11 protein-coding genes and 1 pseudogene are annotated in these 15,331 nt (G+C 71.5%); 1 reads left to right on the top strand and 11 read right to left on the bottom strand.

Features of this window, described 5'->3' with window-relative positions; genetic code table 11:
* Positions 1-32 precede the first annotated feature (32 nt).
* The 7 genes from ACFPZJ_RS10160 to ACFPZJ_RS10130 form a co-directional block, all read right to left on the bottom strand.
* Positions 33-1,736, bottom strand: coding sequence for an FAD-dependent oxidoreductase (locus ACFPZJ_RS10160; RefSeq protein ID WP_381020169.1), 1,704 nt, complete (start codon positions 1,734-1,736; stop codon positions 33-35).
* Complete coding sequence (locus ACFPZJ_RS10155) at positions 1,646-2,686, bottom strand: methyltransferase (RefSeq protein ID WP_381019722.1); 1,041 nt, start codon at positions 2,684-2,686, stop codon at positions 1,646-1,648. Before ACFPZJ_RS10155 ends, ACFPZJ_RS10160 begins: the two co-directional genes overlap by 91 nt.
* A gap of 163 nt (positions 2,687-2,849) precedes the next feature.
* A complete protein-coding gene (locus ACFPZJ_RS10150; RefSeq protein ID WP_381019720.1) occupies positions 2,850-4,412 on the bottom strand; it encodes an MDR family MFS transporter in 1,563 nt (520 codons plus the stop codon).
* Between the two features lie 218 nt (positions 4,413-4,630).
* The gene (locus ACFPZJ_RS10145) at positions 4,631-5,608 is read right to left on the bottom strand and encodes a quinone oxidoreductase family protein (protein ID WP_381019718.1); all 978 of its coding nucleotides are present in this window, start codon (positions 5,606-5,608) and stop codon (positions 4,631-4,633) included.
* Between the two features lie 165 nt (positions 5,609-5,773).
* Complete coding sequence (locus ACFPZJ_RS10140; RefSeq protein ID WP_381019716.1) at positions 5,774-6,751, bottom strand: quinone oxidoreductase family protein; 978 nt, start codon at positions 6,749-6,751, stop codon at positions 5,774-5,776.
* Positions 6,752-6,827: 76 nt separating this feature from the next.
* Positions 6,828-7,829, bottom strand: a complete 1,002-nt coding sequence (locus tag ACFPZJ_RS10135; protein ID WP_381019714.1) for a methyltransferase — start codon at positions 7,827-7,829, stop codon at positions 6,828-6,830.
* An 82-nt stretch (positions 7,830-7,911) separates the two neighbouring features.
* Positions 7,912-9,456, bottom strand: a complete 1,545-nt coding sequence (locus tag ACFPZJ_RS10130; RefSeq protein WP_381019712.1) for an FAD-dependent monooxygenase — start codon at positions 9,454-9,456, stop codon at positions 7,912-7,914.
* Positions 9,457-9,578: 122 nt separating this feature from the next.
* Here ACFPZJ_RS10130 and ACFPZJ_RS10125 point away from each other — a divergent pair, with 122 nt between their 5' ends.
* Positions 9,579-10,067, top strand: a complete 489-nt coding sequence (locus ACFPZJ_RS10125) for a MarR family winged helix-turn-helix transcriptional regulator (RefSeq protein ID WP_381019711.1) — start codon at positions 9,579-9,581, stop codon at positions 10,065-10,067.
* A 101-nt stretch (positions 10,068-10,168) separates the two neighbouring features.
* Here ACFPZJ_RS10125 and ACFPZJ_RS10120 read toward each other — a convergent pair whose 3' ends face one another.
* The 4 genes and pseudogenes from ACFPZJ_RS10120 to ACFPZJ_RS10105 all read right to left on the bottom strand — a co-directional run bounded on the left by ACFPZJ_RS10120 (position 10,169) and on the right by ACFPZJ_RS10105 (position 15,258).
* Entirely contained in the window at positions 10,169-11,821 is a 1,653-nt protein-coding gene (locus tag ACFPZJ_RS10120; protein WP_381019710.1) for an FAD-dependent oxidoreductase, read from the bottom strand.
* Between the two features lie 41 nt (positions 11,822-11,862).
* Positions 11,863-12,702, bottom strand: coding sequence for an ester cyclase family protein (locus tag ACFPZJ_RS10115; protein ID WP_381019708.1), 840 nt, complete (start codon positions 12,700-12,702; stop codon positions 11,863-11,865).
* Between the two features lie 55 nt (positions 12,703-12,757).
* Positions 12,758-13,720, bottom strand: a complete 963-nt coding sequence (locus ACFPZJ_RS10110) for a GNAT family N-acetyltransferase (protein ID WP_381019707.1) — start codon at positions 13,718-13,720, stop codon at positions 12,758-12,760.
* 315 nt (positions 13,721-14,035) lie between these two features.
* A pseudogene (locus tag ACFPZJ_RS10105) lies at positions 14,036-15,258 on the bottom strand (cytochrome P450).
* Between the last annotated feature and the right edge of the window lie 73 nt (positions 15,259-15,331).

Raw genomic sequence — 15,331 nt, 5'->3', positions numbered from 1 at the left:
CGTCCGATGCGCGCGAAGCGCGCCTCCGGCGCCTAGAGCCGGTCCAGAATCCCCCGCAGCGCGGCGATCGCCGCCTGATCAACGGGCCCACTGCGTCCAGCAGTGGTACGCCACCCCACGAACCCGTCAGGCCGCACCAGAACCGCGCCCCCGGCCAGCAGCCCGTACCGCCGCCGGAAGGACCCGTCCTGGTCCCACAACCGCGTCCCCCGTCCGATCCGCACGACCTTCAGCCCGACACCCAGCCGCGCGGCTTCCCCCTCCACCGCCTCGGTCCACCGCCCCGCCATCTCGTCGACGAGCAGCGTGAACCCGTCGCCGTACAGGTCGATGACGGACACCGCTCCGTCGGGCCCGTCGAGCTGAAGGTGCGGTGCCCGCGCCCCGGGCCGCGCCGAGGGGTGCGCGGGGTCTTCCACGATCGCATCCGGCGCCCCCTCCTCCGCGTCGAAGGCCCCGGAGCGGTAGCAGTACCCGAACGTCATGGTCGTCTCGTCCAACAGCTCCGCGGCGACCTCCTGGTACTGCCTGCCCTCCCGGACCGCGAACCGCAGCATCGCCTGCCGGACGGTTTCCTCGGCCACCGGCCGCCGCTCGGCGTCGTAGCTCTCCAGCAGTTTGGGGCCGGCCGTGCCGGACAGCACCAGGGCCAGCTTCCAGGCCAGGTTGTACGCGTCCTGGATGCCGGTGCTGGCACCGAACGCCCCGGTGGGCGGCATCACATGGGCGGCGTCGCCGGCGACGAACACCCTGCGGGTCGCGAAGGTGTCCGCCACGCGCGCGGAGATGTCCCAGGCGGGCATGTCCACCGACTCGATCTTCAACGGCAGGTCGGGCACCCCGACCGCGGCCCGCACCAGGGCGGTGCAGCGCTCCTCGGTGAAGTCCTCGGCGCGCTGGCCCTGTTCGGGGAAGAAGGAGACGTTGATGACCCAGCGGCGGTCGTTGTCGATGGGGATGATCGTGCCGCGCACCTCGGGGTTGTTGACGTACGCCGCGATGATCCGGCGGCCGCGCAGCGCCTCGGTCAGGTCGGCCTCGAAGAAGAAGCTGACGAGGTTGGTGAGGGTGCCCCGGCCGTGCGCCCCGATGCCCAGCATCTCGCGCAACGGGCTGCGGCTGCCGTCCGCCGCGATCACGTACTGGGCGTGGATCTCCGAACTCGCGCCGGTGGCCAGGTCGGTGGTGCGGACCAGCACCCCGGCCCCGTCCTCGTCGTACTCCTCGATCGCGTCGACCCGCGTGGAGAAGCGGACGTCCGCGCCGGCCTCGACGGCCCGCTCCCGCAGGATCGGCTCCAGCTGGTTCTGGTCGATCAGCGTCCACTGGGTGGGGCTGATCCGGCCGATGTCCTCCGGGGAGGCGTTGGGCATCCGCACGCGTTCCGCGCCGGCGAGGCTCTCGACGTGCACCAGGTCGGTGTTGCCGGAGATGGGGGAACGCCCGGCCCGCACCCGCTCCTCCATGCCGACCGCGCGGTACAGCTCCATCGTCCGCGGGTTGATGGCGCGGGCCTTGGGGTGGGTGGAGGTGTCGGGGTGGCGCTCCACCAGGGTGGCGGACACGCCGTGGTGGGCGAGGAAGACGGCCGCGGACAGTCCGGTCAGTCCGCCCCCGACGATGAGAACCGGGGTCCGGTGCGGCTTCATGCTGCCTCCTTGTGGGCGGTGACCAGGGTGTGGGTGCCGAGCAGGGGTTGCGCGTCGCCGTCGCCGAAGCCGGCCCCGCGCAGCCAGGCCTGGCAGTCCGCGACCCGGTATTCGGAGCCGTCGGGGCTGACCAGCCGCATGTGCAGGCTGCTGAGCAGCCGCTCCGGGTCGCTGCGGTCGTCGTCGATCATCCGGTCGTAGACGAGGACTGTGCCGCCGGGCCGCACCGCCTCGAAGACCCGGCCGAGCAGCTCGCGCCGCCGAGCGGTGTCGAAGCCGTGCAGGATGTGTCCGAGGACGACGACGTCGGCCTGCGGGATCGGGTCGGTGAAGAAGTCGCCGCCGGCGAAGGCGACCCGGTCGGTCAGGCCCAGGCCGCCGATGTGCTCGGTGAACAGCGGCCGCGTCCGCTCCAGGTCGAAGCAGGTCGCCTCCAGGTGCGGGTGCGCCCGCACCAGTACGGCCGCGAGGTTGCCGCGCGCGCCGCCGAGGTCGACGAACGAGGAGTGGCGGCCCCAGTCGAGGCGTCGGGCGAGTTCTGCGCCCATCCGGTCGCTGTACGCGTCGAGTCCGGCCAGGAACCGCTTCATCTTGGCGGGGTCCTTGTGCCGGTCCCCGACGAAGCCGCCCTTGTCCGGGTCGAGGTGTTGCGGCTTGCCGGAACGCAGCGCCTCGGTGAGCCGGCCCCACGTGCCGTACAGGGTCTCGTTGGTGAGCTCGACGAAGCCGCCGAGGTAGGAGGAGGAGTCCGGCACCAGATACGCCTGCGCCAGCGGGGAGTTGCGGTAGCGGCCCTCCTCGCGCTCCAGCAGGCCGAGACCGACGAGCGCGTCCAGGAAGTCCGGCACCATCCGGTGGTGGGTCCCGGTCCGCGCGGCGAGCTCGGCCGCGTCGGCGGGGCTGTCGGCGAGTGCGCCGAACACGCCGAGGGTCACGGCGCTGTGCAGCACCTTGGCGGCGCAGTCGGCGATGGTCAGCCGGATCAGCGGTCCGGGGTCGACCGCCGGGGCCGCCTTGGGGTCTTCGGTCGTCGTCACACGAGCCTCCTGGTCTGCCTCTGCCTGTCCTACGGCTATGCAGTGCCGACGATGTCGGCGAGCCGTCGATTCGGGCTCGAAGGGCGCTGAAGGCCTGATGGCGGACGTACGAAAGCCGCCCTCCCGTGCGGGAGGGCGGCTCGCAGGCGGCAGGTGAACAAGGTCAGTTCTCCTCGGCGGCCGCCCCGTGCCCCTGGTGGTCCTCACCGCGCAGCGGGAGGTTCTTCATCGTCATGGCGGCCAGCAGGCCCAGCAGGAGGACCGGCACGGCGGTGAGGAACACGGGGGTGAGCGCGGCGGCGTACGACTGCTCCACGGCGTTGCGCACCGGCTCGGTGAGCCGGTCCAGTGTCTCGGTCGAGGACAGCGCGTCGGGGTCGATGCCGCGCAGCGCGTCCGCGGGCGTCCGGTCGGCGATCTCCTCGGTGAGCCGGTTGTAGAAGATCGAGGCGAACAGGGAGATGCCCACGGTGGTGCCCAACTGCCGGGCGAAGGACACGGTGGCGTGGACCGCGCCGATGTCGTCGCGGGGCGCGGTGTTCTGCGCGGCCATGGTGAGGACCTGCATGTTCAGTCCGGCGGCGACGCCGAAGACCAGCATGTAGGCGATGAGCACGGCACGGGAGGTCCCGGTGTCCATGGTGGCCAGCAGCAGGGCCCCCACGATGCCGATGGCCATGCTGAGCACGGGGTACCACTTGTAGCGCCCCGTCTTGGTGATCGCCGCGCCGCTGACGACGGAGGAGGCGACCAGGCCGAACATCATGGGCAGCAGCACCACACCGGACATGGTCGGGCTGGCGCCGGTCACCACCTGAATGTAGATCGCCAGGAAGTTGACCGAGCCGAGGAAGACGATGCCCGCCGCGACGCTCACCAGCACGCTGACGCTGAAGGTGGAGTCGCGGAACAGGTGCAGCGGGATGACGGGTTCGGCTGCCCGGCGCTCGGCGGCGACGAACCCCACGGCGAGCAGCACCGCTCCTGCGGCGAGCCCGAGGATCCGCCAGTCCAGCCACTCGTACTTCACTCCGCCCCAGCTCGCGGCCAGGGTGAGCGCGACGATCGCGGCGCTGAGCAGGACGAAGCCGGTGTAGTCGATGTGGGCGGGGCGGTCGACGCGGGGCAAGTGCAGACAAGTGGAGACCAGCACCAGGATCACGATGCCCACGGGCAGGTTGATCAGGAAGACCCAGTGCCAGCTCAGCAGGTCGGTGAGAGCACCGCCGACGGCGGGCCCGGCGAGCGCCGCGAGGGCGAAGACGATGCCGAAGAGGTTGAAGTACTTGGCGGCCTCGCGCGGGTTGAACAGTTCACCGATGATGGCGAGCACCGAGACGAAGAGGCCGCCGGCGCCGATCCCCTGCACGGTGCGGAACAGGATGAGCTGGTCCATGGACTGGGCGGCGCCGCTCAGCGTGGAGCCGACGAGGAACACCGCGACGGCGATCAGGAAGATCTTCTTGCGGCCGAAGAGGTCACCGAGCTTGCCGTAGACGGGCGTGGTGACGCTGGCGGCGATGATGTACGCGGTCGTCACCCAGGCGAACACGTCGAGACCGCCGAGGTCCCCGACGATGCGGGGCAGCGCGGTGGCCACGATCTGCGAGTCCAGCATGGCCAGGAAGACGGCCAGCAGGCAGGCGGTGATGACCGGTCGGATCCGGGTCTGGGGCGGGGAGACAGCGGTGAGCGGGCTGTCGGTCCCCGTGGTGCGGGAGGGCACGGTGATTCGCCTTTCGGGCTGGAGTGGGTGCCATCCCCGTCCCGCCGGCCCTGGCCGGCGTCGTCTGCGGTGGGATCCGTCGGGGGATCGCTGTGGTCTGTGGTGGAGTGCGCCGTACGGCACGAGTGCCTCTCGTGCCGTACGGCGGGTGGCCGGCCCCGAGCGGGGGATGATCGCGACCGGTCACGTCGGTCGGAGGCGGCGGGACGCCGGTCCCGTCAGGGGACGAGGACGATCTTGCCGAGCTGGGCCCGGGCCTCCATCAGTTCGTGCGCCTTGACGGCCTCGTCGAGGCCGAGCCGCTCGTGGACGATCGGGCGCACCTTGCCGGTGGCGATCATGTCGAGCAGGTCGCGCTGTCCCGCGGCGATGGCCTCGGGCTTGTTGTAGAGCATGGCGTACAGGGCGAATCCGGCCACGGTCTTCATCCGGCTGAGCATCAGCGGGTGGATGGGCTGGATGTCGCCGCTGGCCGAGCCGTAGAAGACCAGCCGGCCGAACTGGGCGGTGAGGGCGACGCTCTTGGTGAGGATGTCGCCGCCGACGGTCTCCAGGACGACGTCCACGCCCTGGCCGTCGGTCGCGGCCCGGACCTGCTCGTCCCAGTCGTCGTCGGTGTAGTTGACGGTGACGTCGGCACCGAGGTCCCGGACGAAGTCCAGCTTGGCCTGCGTACTGGCGGTGGCGATCACCTTGCCGGCGCCCATCGCCTTGGCGATCTGCACGGCGAGGTGGCCGACGCCCCCGGAGGCGGCGTCGATGAGGATCGACTCGCCGGGCCTGAGCTGACCGGCCTCCTTGATGGCGTGGTACGCCGTCTGGGCCGGGCTGGGCAGCAGGGTCGCCTCGGCGGCGTCCATGGTGTCCGGGATGGTGATGGCCCAGGCGGCGTCGGCGGTCACATAGTCGGCGTAGGCGCTGTGGTCGACGTCGACGACGACACGGTCTCCGACGCTCAGGGTGGTGACGCCCTCGCCGAGCGCCTCCACGACGCCGGCGACATCGCCGCCGGGGGCGCCGGGCAGCGTGGCGTGACCGCCGATCGGGATGCCCTGGCGGCGCTGGACCTCGGCGAACGTGACACCGACGGCCTCGGAGCGGATCAGCACTTCGCCCGGTCCGGGCTGCGGCTTCTCCGCCTCTTCGACACGCAGCACCGAGGGGGCGCCGTGCTCGTAGTGGCGGACGATTCGCATGGTGTTCTCCCAACTAGGAAGTGTTGTCGAGCCGCGGATGGTCGTCGCGCGGCTCCGCCCAGGGACCCGGGTTACATGAGTGGTTGACTGACAGCAACTATATGTTGTTGTGCACGCGTCTGTCTATCTGCACATCGATGATCCGACGCATTGACTGGAAAAGGGTCAGGGGACGAGCACCACGCGGCCGAGCTGGGAGCGCGACTCCATCAGCTCGTGCGCCGCCGCGGCGTCCTTCAGCGGCAGCTCCGCGTGGACCAGGGGACGGACCTTGCCGGAGGTCACCATGTCCAGCAGCTCCCGGGCGCCCTTGGCCATGGCGTCCGGCTTCTCGCCCATCACGCCCCACATGCTGAAGCCCATGACGATGCGGTTGTCGAAGATGTCGGTGACCTCGATGGCCGGCAGCTCGCCGCCCGCCGCGCCGTACACCACCGTGCGCCCGAACGGGGCGGTGACCTTCACGGACTTGGTGAGGATGTCCCCGCCGACGGTCTCCAGGGCGACGTCCACGCCCCGGCCCCCGGTCGCGGCGCGCACCTTCTCGTCCCAGCCGTCCTCGCCGTAGTCGACGGTGACGTCCGCGCCGAGCGAGGCGGCGAAGTCCAGCTTCTCCGCGCCGCGGGCCGCGGCGATGATCTGCCCCGCGCCGAGCGCCTTCGCCATCTGGACCAGCAGATGGCCGATACCGCCCGCGGCGGCGGTGATCAGTACCGACTCACCGGGCTGGAGCTTCGCCGCCGTGACGATCACGTGGTAGGCGGTCTGGCCGGGGATCGGCAGCGAGGTGGCCTGACCGGCGTCGATCCCCTCGGGAACGGCGAACAGCCAGTCGGCCTGGGTGATGACGTACTCGGCGTACCCGTCGGCGGCGACACCGGTGACCACCCGGTCACCGACCTTCACCTGGTCGACACCCTCGCCGAGCGCCTCGACGACGCCCGCCACATCGCCGCCCGGCGAGCCGGGGAGCGTGGCGGGACCGCCGACCGGGATGCCCTGACGGCGCTGGCACTCGGCGAAGTTGACCCCGACCGCCTCGGTGCGGATGAGCACCTGGCCAGGACCGGGGACGGGGGTGTCGGCCTCTTCCAGCACCAGAACCGAAGGGGCGCCGAACTCGTGGTGTCGGACGATGCGCATGGACGTACTCCTCTGTGTATCGCGTGCGTTACGGGGGTTCAGGTACACGGGGGTTCGGATACGGGGTCCAGTCGGATCAGGCCGGTGTGAGCTCGACGAGCGAGCGCACCGGTCCCAGGCCGACCGCCCGGCGCAGGTCGAGCCCGGCCTTGGCCGCCAGCTCGCGCAGCTGCTCGGTGGTGCGCATCCGCCCACCCAGATAGACGAGCATCCGCAGGTCCAGATCGGTCTGGTCGGTCTGGACGTCGAGCAGGCCTTCGAGGACCATGACCCGCCCGCCCGGTCGGACCGCCTCGGCGCAGCGCCGAAGGATCTCGGCCGCCCGGTCGTCGGGCCAGTTGAGCAGGACGTTGGACAGCAGATACACGTCGCCGCCGGCGGGCAGCGGATCGAAGAAGCTGCCGACCACCGCTCGGCAGCGCTCCTGAAGGCCGGCGGCCGCGAAGTCCCGCTCGGCGGCCGCCGCGGGCCCCTCCAGGTCGAGCAGCGTCCCCCGCGCGCCCGGGGTGGCGCCGACCACGGCCGCGAGCAGGTCGCCGCTCCCGCCGCCCACGTCGACGACATGCCGTACGGCCTGCCAGTCGCCCCGGGCCAGCAGCTCGGGGACGACCCAGCGCATGCTCGCCGCCATGCGCCGGGCGAAGGACGTTGCCAGGGCGCTGTCCGACTCGACGTCCGTCCAGAACTCCTGCCCGTACAGCGCGGAGTAGACGGGGGCGCCGGAGCGCACGGCGTCGAGCAGCCGGAACACCGCAGCCTCGCCCCGGCCGGTCGGGCCGTCCAGGCGGAGCCAGTCACGGCCCGACTCCGGGACGTCGTCGCGCAGCAGGGCACCGAGCTCGGTCGGTTCGTAGCCGCCGTCGGGGAGCGGGCGGTAGATCCCGGCGTTCACCAGGTGACCGAGGAGCCGGCCCAGCGAGGCCGCGTCCACGTCCGCCTCGTGGGCCAGCGTCTCGACCGTGGTCGCTCCGGCGGCCATGTGGTCCGAGAGTCCGAGGGTGGCGGCCACTCTGATGGCCATGGGAGTGATCAGGTCGCTCTTCTCCAGTAACTCCTGCGACCAGGGGGGATTGCTCACTTCGTCCTCTCTCACGTGCACAACCGCTGTGGGGGGATGGGGGGAAGGTGGGGCGGATCCGCACAAGGGCGACAGCTCGCCGTCAGACGGTGCCGAACCAGGTGGTGACGGCCGTGGTCAGGGACTCCCGCAGGTCCGCCTGAGGCATGTCGCGGTCCGCGGCCCAGGCGACATAACCGTCGGGGCGGACCAGCAGACCGGCAAGCTGCGGCTCCTCGGCGCACTCCGCCTTGACGTGCTGGAGCCGGCCGGCCCAGGAGACGCCCGCCGCCCACTTCTCGTGGACCTGACCGATCTGCCCGTCGCCGGTCAGGTCGAGCAGCAGACCGGTGCCGCGCTTCAGGTACTTGGGGAGGGGCCTGACACCGTCCTCGGTCTTCAGCTCCAGATCGCGGGCGAAGTCACCGAGCAGCCGGTGCTCGGGCCCGTCGATCGGATAGCGGACGGTGACGCCGCTGAGCATCTCGGCGAGGTACCGGTTCACCTGCTCCTTGCGCATGAGGTCGGTGAACAGCTCGCGCAGCGGGGTGACATACGGGTCCGGGTTCATCAGCGCGATCTGCGCACGGGTGTTGGCCAGCACCTTGCGGGCCGGCGCCTGGCGCTCGCGGTCGTAGCTGTCGAGCAGGCCCTCGGGAGCCCAGCCGTGCACCTCCGCGGCGAGCTTCCAGCCGAGGTTGAAGGCGTCCTGGAGGCCGAGGTTGACGCCCTGGCCGCCGACGGGGAAGTGGGTGTGGGCGGCGTCGCCCGCGATCAGCAGCCGGCCCTCGCGGTAGCGGTCGGCCTGGCACGCGGAGTCGGTGAAGACGGAGAGCCAGCGCGGGGAGTGCGCGCCGAGGTCGCTGCCCCAGATCTCGCGCAGGCTCGCGGTCAGCTCGTCCAGGGTGAGTTCCGCGCCCGGCTCCCGCTCGGCCGCGAAGTCGAACGTGGACACCCGGTGGTAGGTGTCGTCGAGCGGCACGCAGAACAGCAGGCCGCGTTCGGTGCGCTCCATACCCATGGGGGCGTTCTCACGGTCGGCGAGGATGACGTCGCCGAGCCGGGCGGTGACCCTGCCGCCGGTGCCGGGGAAGGCGATGCCGGCCTCCCGGCGGACCAGGCTGCGCCCGCCGTCGCAGCCCACGGCGTACCGGGCGCGCAGGGTGTACGAGCCGTCGGGGCCGGTCACCTCGGCCTCGACGCCGTCGGCGTCCTGGCGTATCGCGGTGACCTCGTGACCGCGCCGGATCTCGGCGCCGAACTCGGCGGCGCGCTCCTCCAGCAGGCGTTCGGTCCTGGTCTGCTCGGAGAGCAGGGCGTAGCCGTGCGCACTGTCGAGGGTGGAGAAGTCGACCCACTCGTCGAGGCCGGCGAAGTGCCCGTTGTTCCAGGAGCGGGCGCCCTCGCGGAACCGTTTGAGCAGACCGCGCCGGTCGAGGGACTCCAGGGAGCGGGCGTGCAGCCCGAAGGCCTTGGAGTGCGGGGTGCGCTCGGGCAGCCGTTCGAGCACGACGGCACGGACGCGGGAGATGCGGAGCTCCGCGGCGAGCAGCATGCCGACGGGGCCGCCGCCGACGATGAGCACGTCGAACTCGACGTCGGTGTCGTAGGTGATCTCGTAGTCACGGTCGGACGTCTCGGTGGACATGGGTCCCCCCTGGGTGTGGGCCTCGATAGATGTTAGGCATCAGGTATATGCTTAATGTCATGCAGTGGATTGAGAGCATACAGATGCTCGTCCGCGGTTATCAACTCGCTTAGAATGCGGACATGGACACTTCGACTCAGCCCCCGCCGCGGGCAGCGGATCTGCTCGACGCTGTCGGCCCCGCCTTCTCCCGGCTGCGGCGCGCGCAGGCGCTGAACGTGGAGAAGCAGGTGTCCCGCAAGGACTTCACCAGGACGCTGGTCCTCAACATCGTCCAGGACGGGCCCGACCAGGAGGGCCAGGAGATCACCGTCGGGGTCGTGGGCGAGCGCCTGGCCGTCGACCCCTCCGTGGCGAGCCGAATGGTCTCCGACTGCATCACGGCCGGCTATCTGATCCGCGCGGCCTCTCAGCGCGACGGGCGCCGTACGATCCTCCAGCTCACCCCGGAGGGGCACGAGACCCTCGCCCGCTTCCGCCGCCACCAGCGCGCGGCCTTCGAGCGCATCACCAAGGACTGGCCGGAGGAGGAGCGCCTGGAGTTCGCCCGCCTGCTCATCAAGTACGTCGACTCCGTGGGCGAGGTGCAGCACGACCCGGGCTCCGCCTGACCGTCCGGCGCACCGCCGGACCGGCACCGGGGCCGCAGCCCGGCCCTGCGCCGAGCCCACGGGAAAGGCCCGCGGCGACGACCGCCACGGACCCCGACCCGCTACCTCGTCCCCGTAGGGGACTCCCGCACGAGAATCCTCCGCAGTACTGCCGACAGCACCGCGGTCTCCTCGCCCCCGGGATCCGCGCCCCTGGACCGCCACGCGACGACACCGTCCGGCCGTACCAGCACCGCGCCTTCGGGGCGCAGACCGCCGTAGCGCTCGGGCCAGGTGCCGTCCGGGTCTGCGAGTGTGCCCGCCCCGCCACCCGTGCCCGGCACCACCCGGCGTGCCCTGAGTCTCAGGCCCAGCTCGGCGGAGGCGGAGACGGCGGCCGACATCCACTCGCGGCCGTGCTCCCCGGTCAGCAGCACGAAGTCCTCCCCGAAGAGGTCGAGCGTGGAGACAGGTTCGCCGTCCCGCGACAGCACCGCGTACGGCGCCCGGGTTCCCGGCGCTCCGCGCAGCTCCCGCGGATCGGAGCAGACCGGAAGGTCCGCGCCGCCGGGCTCCTGGACGACCGCTGCGGAGCGGTACGCCTGGCCCGACGTCACCGTCACCGCGTCCGCGACGGCGGCCCGCTGCTCCTCCGTGGCGGTGCCCGAACGCAGGGCGAGCTGGAGGGAGCCCTGCTCGGCCGTGTAGACCGCCACAGGCCGCCGCTCCGCGTCGTACGTCTCCACGAGGCCGGCCCCCGCAACGCCTCCGACCACCAGGGCGAGCTTCCAGGCGAGGTTGTGGGCGTCGGCGATACCGGTGTTGGCTCCGTAGCCCCCGGTCGGCGGCACCACATGCGCCGCGTCCCCGGCCAGCAGCACCCGCCCGTGCACGAACCCCTCGGCCACCTGCTCCGCCATGTCCCAGGGGAAGCGGGAACGGATCGTCACCTCGACCCCGGGCGCTCCTACGGCGGCCCCCACCAGCTCCGCACAGCGGGCGTCCGTGAAGTCCTTAAGGCTCTCGCCGTCCTCGGGCCGGTACCCGACGATCAGCGTGCCCCCGGTCAGCGTGTCGTCATGCACGAGGATGCCCGTGACCTGGGGGTTCTTCACATGGACCACGCTGTAGCGGCGATCCCCCAGCACCGGGCGCAGATCCGCGCCGAACGCGATGCTCACATGACGGGACAGCACCCCGCGCCCCTGCCGGGGCACCTTCAGAGCCTCCCGCACGGTACTGCGCGGCCCGTCACAGGCCACCAGATAGGAGCTGCGGAAGGTCCGGGTGCCGCCGGCGCCGTCACCGAGGACGGCGGTGACCCCGTCCGGATCCTCCGCGAAGGACAACAGCTCCGTTCCGAACCTGAGGTCGGCGCCGAGCTCCTCGGCACGGTCCCGCAGCAGCGGTTCCAGCCGGTCCTGGGGCAGCAGGAGCAGCCGGGACGGGGTGAGGTCGCCCAGCTCGTCGTCGCCCTCCAGCTCCTCCTTGCTGAAGAGCACCTCACCCGCCAGCGAGGTCACCCCGGCACGGGTGCGGTGCGTGGCGAACCCCGCGGCCTCCCGAACGGCGGCGTCCTCGACGCCGGCCTGGCGCAGCAGCTCACCGGTCCGGGGGTAGTAGCCGACGGCCCTCGGATGGATGGAGGTGCCCGGATGGCGCTCCACGAGGGTGCAGCGGACGCCGTGCCGGGCGAGGAACACAGCGGTGGACAGCCCGACGAGGCTGCCGCCGACTATCAGTACGGGTGCGCTGTCGGAAGCGGAAGTCGTCACAACGTCCCTCTCTCGGTCCTCGGAACGGACATCGGGCCTGCTCACGGCGTCGGCAGTCCGGCCTTGCCCAGCGCCAGGTAGTCCACGACCTCCCAGTGCTCGGCGACCTTTCCGCGCTCGATCCGGAACTGGTCGCAGGTGCGCATCTCCAGAGGCAGCCCGGAGGGGCCGCCCCCGCTCCACGCGCCGGTGAGCGTGCCGGTCCAGGTCACGAAGACCATCACCCGGTCGTCGGCGGCGACGATGTGGTCCACGGTGGTGACCAGGTCGGGAAAGGCGGCGATGTTGTCGGCGAAGAACGCCCTGAACGCGTCGAGCCCGTCCGGCACCGCGTCCGTACGCATGTTGTGGTGCCGGTAGTCCTGGTGGTAGTAGCGCTCGGCCAGATCCAGCCGGTGCTCGCTGAAGACGTCGCGGTACGCGCCCAGCACCAGCTCCGCGTTGGCCCGCTCGGTCTCGCTGTGCGGGCCGTGCAGGCCGGGCGCGGCCGGCTGACCGCCGCGTTCCGGCCCGCCGTCCACGCCGTGCGCGGCGAGCACGTCCCGGTCCACCACATTCCAGTGCTCGGCGACCCTGCCGTCCCGCAGGCGGTACAACTCGGCTGTGTGCAAGCGGAACGCGGCTCCCGAGCGGGTGCGTCCGGTCCAGGTCGCCAAGAGCATCACCCGGTCGTTGTCGGCCACCAGATGGTCGATGTCCGCACGCAGCTCCGGCAACTCACGGTCCGACGACCTCCAGTCCACCGGGTCGTGCTCGACGCAGTCGGCGTGGAGGAAACGGCCCGCCTCCTCGAAGCGGCGCTCGTGGTAGAGCGTCTCGTACAGCTCGCGGACCAGCTCGGCGTTGCCGGTACGCCGCCCAGCGGGTAGCACGGTGGTCATGGGTTCCTCTCGGCTCGGCTCTTGATCAGGGGGAGGGTCACGGTGAGATGAGCGCTCAGGCCTTGAGCGCGTACGTCGACCAGTGGGAGTCAGCCTCGAAGCCGAGCTTCTGGTTGAGCGCGGCCACGGCGGTGTTGGCGGTGTCGTTGAAGACCTGGACCAGCGCGAGACGGCTGTTCTCCCGGGCCGCCCCGAGCAGCAGCTCGGCCTTCAGCCAGGTGGCGAGACCGCGCCGCCGGTGCTCCGGCAGGACCAGCGTCTCGCCGATGTCCGCCATCGGACTGTTCCGCGTGAACAAGGTGGCGTACGCGGCGATCGCGCTGCCGTGCGCGGGCAGCGCCGCGACCACGTGGGGCACGTGCCCGGCCCGCTCCGCCTCGGCCTCCCGTGCCCGTACGTCGTCGGCGGCGGGACGCCGGACCCGGGCCTGGCCGTTGACCCGCTCCTCCAGCGCGCTCCAGGCCCGCGCGTAGGACTCCACCAGGTCGTCAGGGCAGGCCCCCTGCCACGTCACCAGCCGGTACCCGGGCACCGGCCGGGCCACCGCGGCCTCCAGCACCGCACGCGCGGGGCCGGCCAGGCGCAGCCGGTTGCGCACGCTCTCGCCGATCAGCTCCGCACCGAGTTCCGCCGCGAACCGCTCACCGGCAACTCCCCGGGGAGCGTCGGCCAGCAGCAGGTCCCGTCCCCGCTCCCTGAGCGCCGCCAGCCCGGCTTCCGCCAGCGCCCGCCCGGCACCGCGCCGCCGGAAGCCGGGAAACACCCACAGCGAACCGTGGCCGGGACCGCCCGGATCCCCCAGGTCGAGCCCGAGCTTCAGCACACCGGCCGGCGTGCCGCCGTCGAACGCGGCGAGCACGATCCGCTCCGTCCCGTGCCGCCGCTGGAACAGCCGCGCCAGCAGCGCCTCCGTCACCGGCGGATCACCGGGCAGCTCCAGACTCATGGTCTCCCGGAAACCGGGAAGCAGCGCGGCGATGGTCGCCGGCTCATCGCCGTCGAGGCTACGAATTTCCATGGCCCCACTGTGTTCCCCCGTTCTCGAAGCGCCGTCGAGGACAACTCGACGTCGGCACACGAGGGCTGTGGCCTGCGCGCGGAGCCTTACCCAGGCCAGCGGCGCCCGGCCGGCCTCGCGGCGTCCGGTGGGTGCGATCGCAGCGGAGGCTCGCCCTCGTACGGCGCGTACGTGGGACCCCCGGGCCACGCGGCCGGGGGTCCGCTCCCGGGGGAGCGGGATTCACGGGGCAGGCCGGACTTTCGCCACGCGCCCTGGTGCTGTGACCGGGGCCCTGGCCGCCTCCTCCACCGAGGGGTCTTCGAGGCGGCTCCCTCACCACTCGACGGGGAGTTCGGCGACGCCCTGCAGTACGTACGGGGCGTTCAGCGGCAGTTCGTCCGCGCGGACCGGCACCCGCAGATTCGGGACGCGCCGGAAGAGGGTGCGGAACGCGATCTCCATCTCCGCCCGCGCCACGTTCTGGCCGATGCACTGGTGGATCCCGTAACCGAAGGCGACATGGCGCCCGGCGGAGCGCCGGACGTCGAAGGAATCCGGGTCCTCCCATGCCCCCGGGTCCCGGTTCATCAGCATCGTCGACATGGCCACTCCGTCGCCGGCCCTGATGGTGTGCCCCGCGATGTCGATGTCCGCGGCCGCCACCCTCGTCAGCACGTCCCCGATGGAGGTGAAACGCATCAGCTCCTCGACCGCGCCGGGCATCAGGGTTTCGTCCGCCCGCAACGGCGCGAGCTGCTGGGGGTGTTCGAGGAGCGTCACGGTCCCCAGCGCGATCATGTTGGAGGTGGTCTCGTGACCGGAGACAAGCAGCAACGAGCAGATCATCGCCAGCTCCTGACGGTCGACCGATCCCTCCGCGAGCTGATGGGCGATCAGCTCGTCGATCAGCCCGTCGCCCGGCTCCTTCTCCTTCTTCGCGATCAGTTCGAACAGATAAACGAGAATCTCGGTGAAGGCCTTCCGAGCCTGTTCCGCCTCGTCCTCCCCCGATGAGGACAGCACGTGCCGGGAGCGCTCGTCGAAGTATGCGCGGTCCTCGAACGGCACACCGAGCAGGGCGCAGATCACCGCGGAGGGCAGCGGGAGAGCGTACCGGGACAACAGCTCGGCGGGGCTGCCCCGGTCGAGCATCTCGTCGATGAGCCCTTCGGCGATGCGCTCGATCTCCGGCGCAGCGCGGCGACCCGCCGGATGCCGAAGCCCGGGATCACCATGCGCCGCTGACGGCCGTGCTCGGGATCGTCCACGCCGACCAGCGGGGGTGCGGCCCGCTGCTGCGTCTGAGCGGCGATACGCGGTGCCAGGACCGGGAAGCCGGGATGAAGGACGTCGGAGGACAACCGGGGATCGGGGAACAGAGCCCGGCCCACCTCGTTGCCGCTCACCAGCCACACCTGGCGTCCGTCGTCCAGCGTGACCTTCGTCAGCGGGCCGCGCTCGCGCAGTGCTCGTAACCGACGCAACTGGTAGGGGCAGGCCCGGGTCATCGGGTAGGCCGGAGCCCCGGTCAGCTCGGGGCTGGCGGTCTGCGTCATGGTGTGCGCCTCCTGGGTCGGTTCCCGACACAGGTCATTGAGCCCCGCCGCTCTCGCGGACACATCGAGGTTC

The sequence above is a fragment of the Streptomyces bullii genome (assembly GCF_042657145.1).
In the GTDB taxonomy this organism is placed as follows: domain Bacteria; phylum Actinomycetota; class Actinomycetes; order Streptomycetales; family Streptomycetaceae; genus Streptomyces; species Streptomyces bullii.
The sequence above is the reverse complement of the archived record's forward strand: the minus strand, read 5'-3'. Positions and strand labels throughout refer to the sequence as shown.

Excerpts from the sequence above, each read along its gene's own strand:
- ACFPZJ_RS10145 (WP_381019718.1), bottom strand. The coding sequence starts at position 5,608 with ATGCGAATCGTCCGCCACTACGAGCACGGCGCCCCCTCGGTGCTGCGT.
- ACFPZJ_RS10140 (WP_381019716.1), bottom strand. The coding sequence starts at position 6,751 with ATGCGCATCGTCCGACACCACGAGTTCGGCGCCCCTTCGGTTCTGGTG.
- ACFPZJ_RS10130 (WP_381019712.1), bottom strand. The coding sequence starts at position 9,456 with ATGTCCACCGAGACGTCCGACCGTGACTACGAGATCACCTACGACACC.
- ACFPZJ_RS10125 (WP_381019711.1), top strand. The coding sequence starts at position 9,579 with ATGGACACTTCGACTCAGCCCCCGCCGCGGGCAGCGGATCTGCTCGAC.
- ACFPZJ_RS10115 (WP_381019708.1), bottom strand. The coding sequence starts at position 12,702 with ATGACCACCGTGCTACCCGCTGGGCGGCGTACCGGCAACGCCGAGCTG.
- ACFPZJ_RS10110 (WP_381019707.1), bottom strand. The coding sequence starts at position 13,720 with ATGGAAATTCGTAGCCTCGACGGCGATGAGCCGGCGACCATCGCCGCG.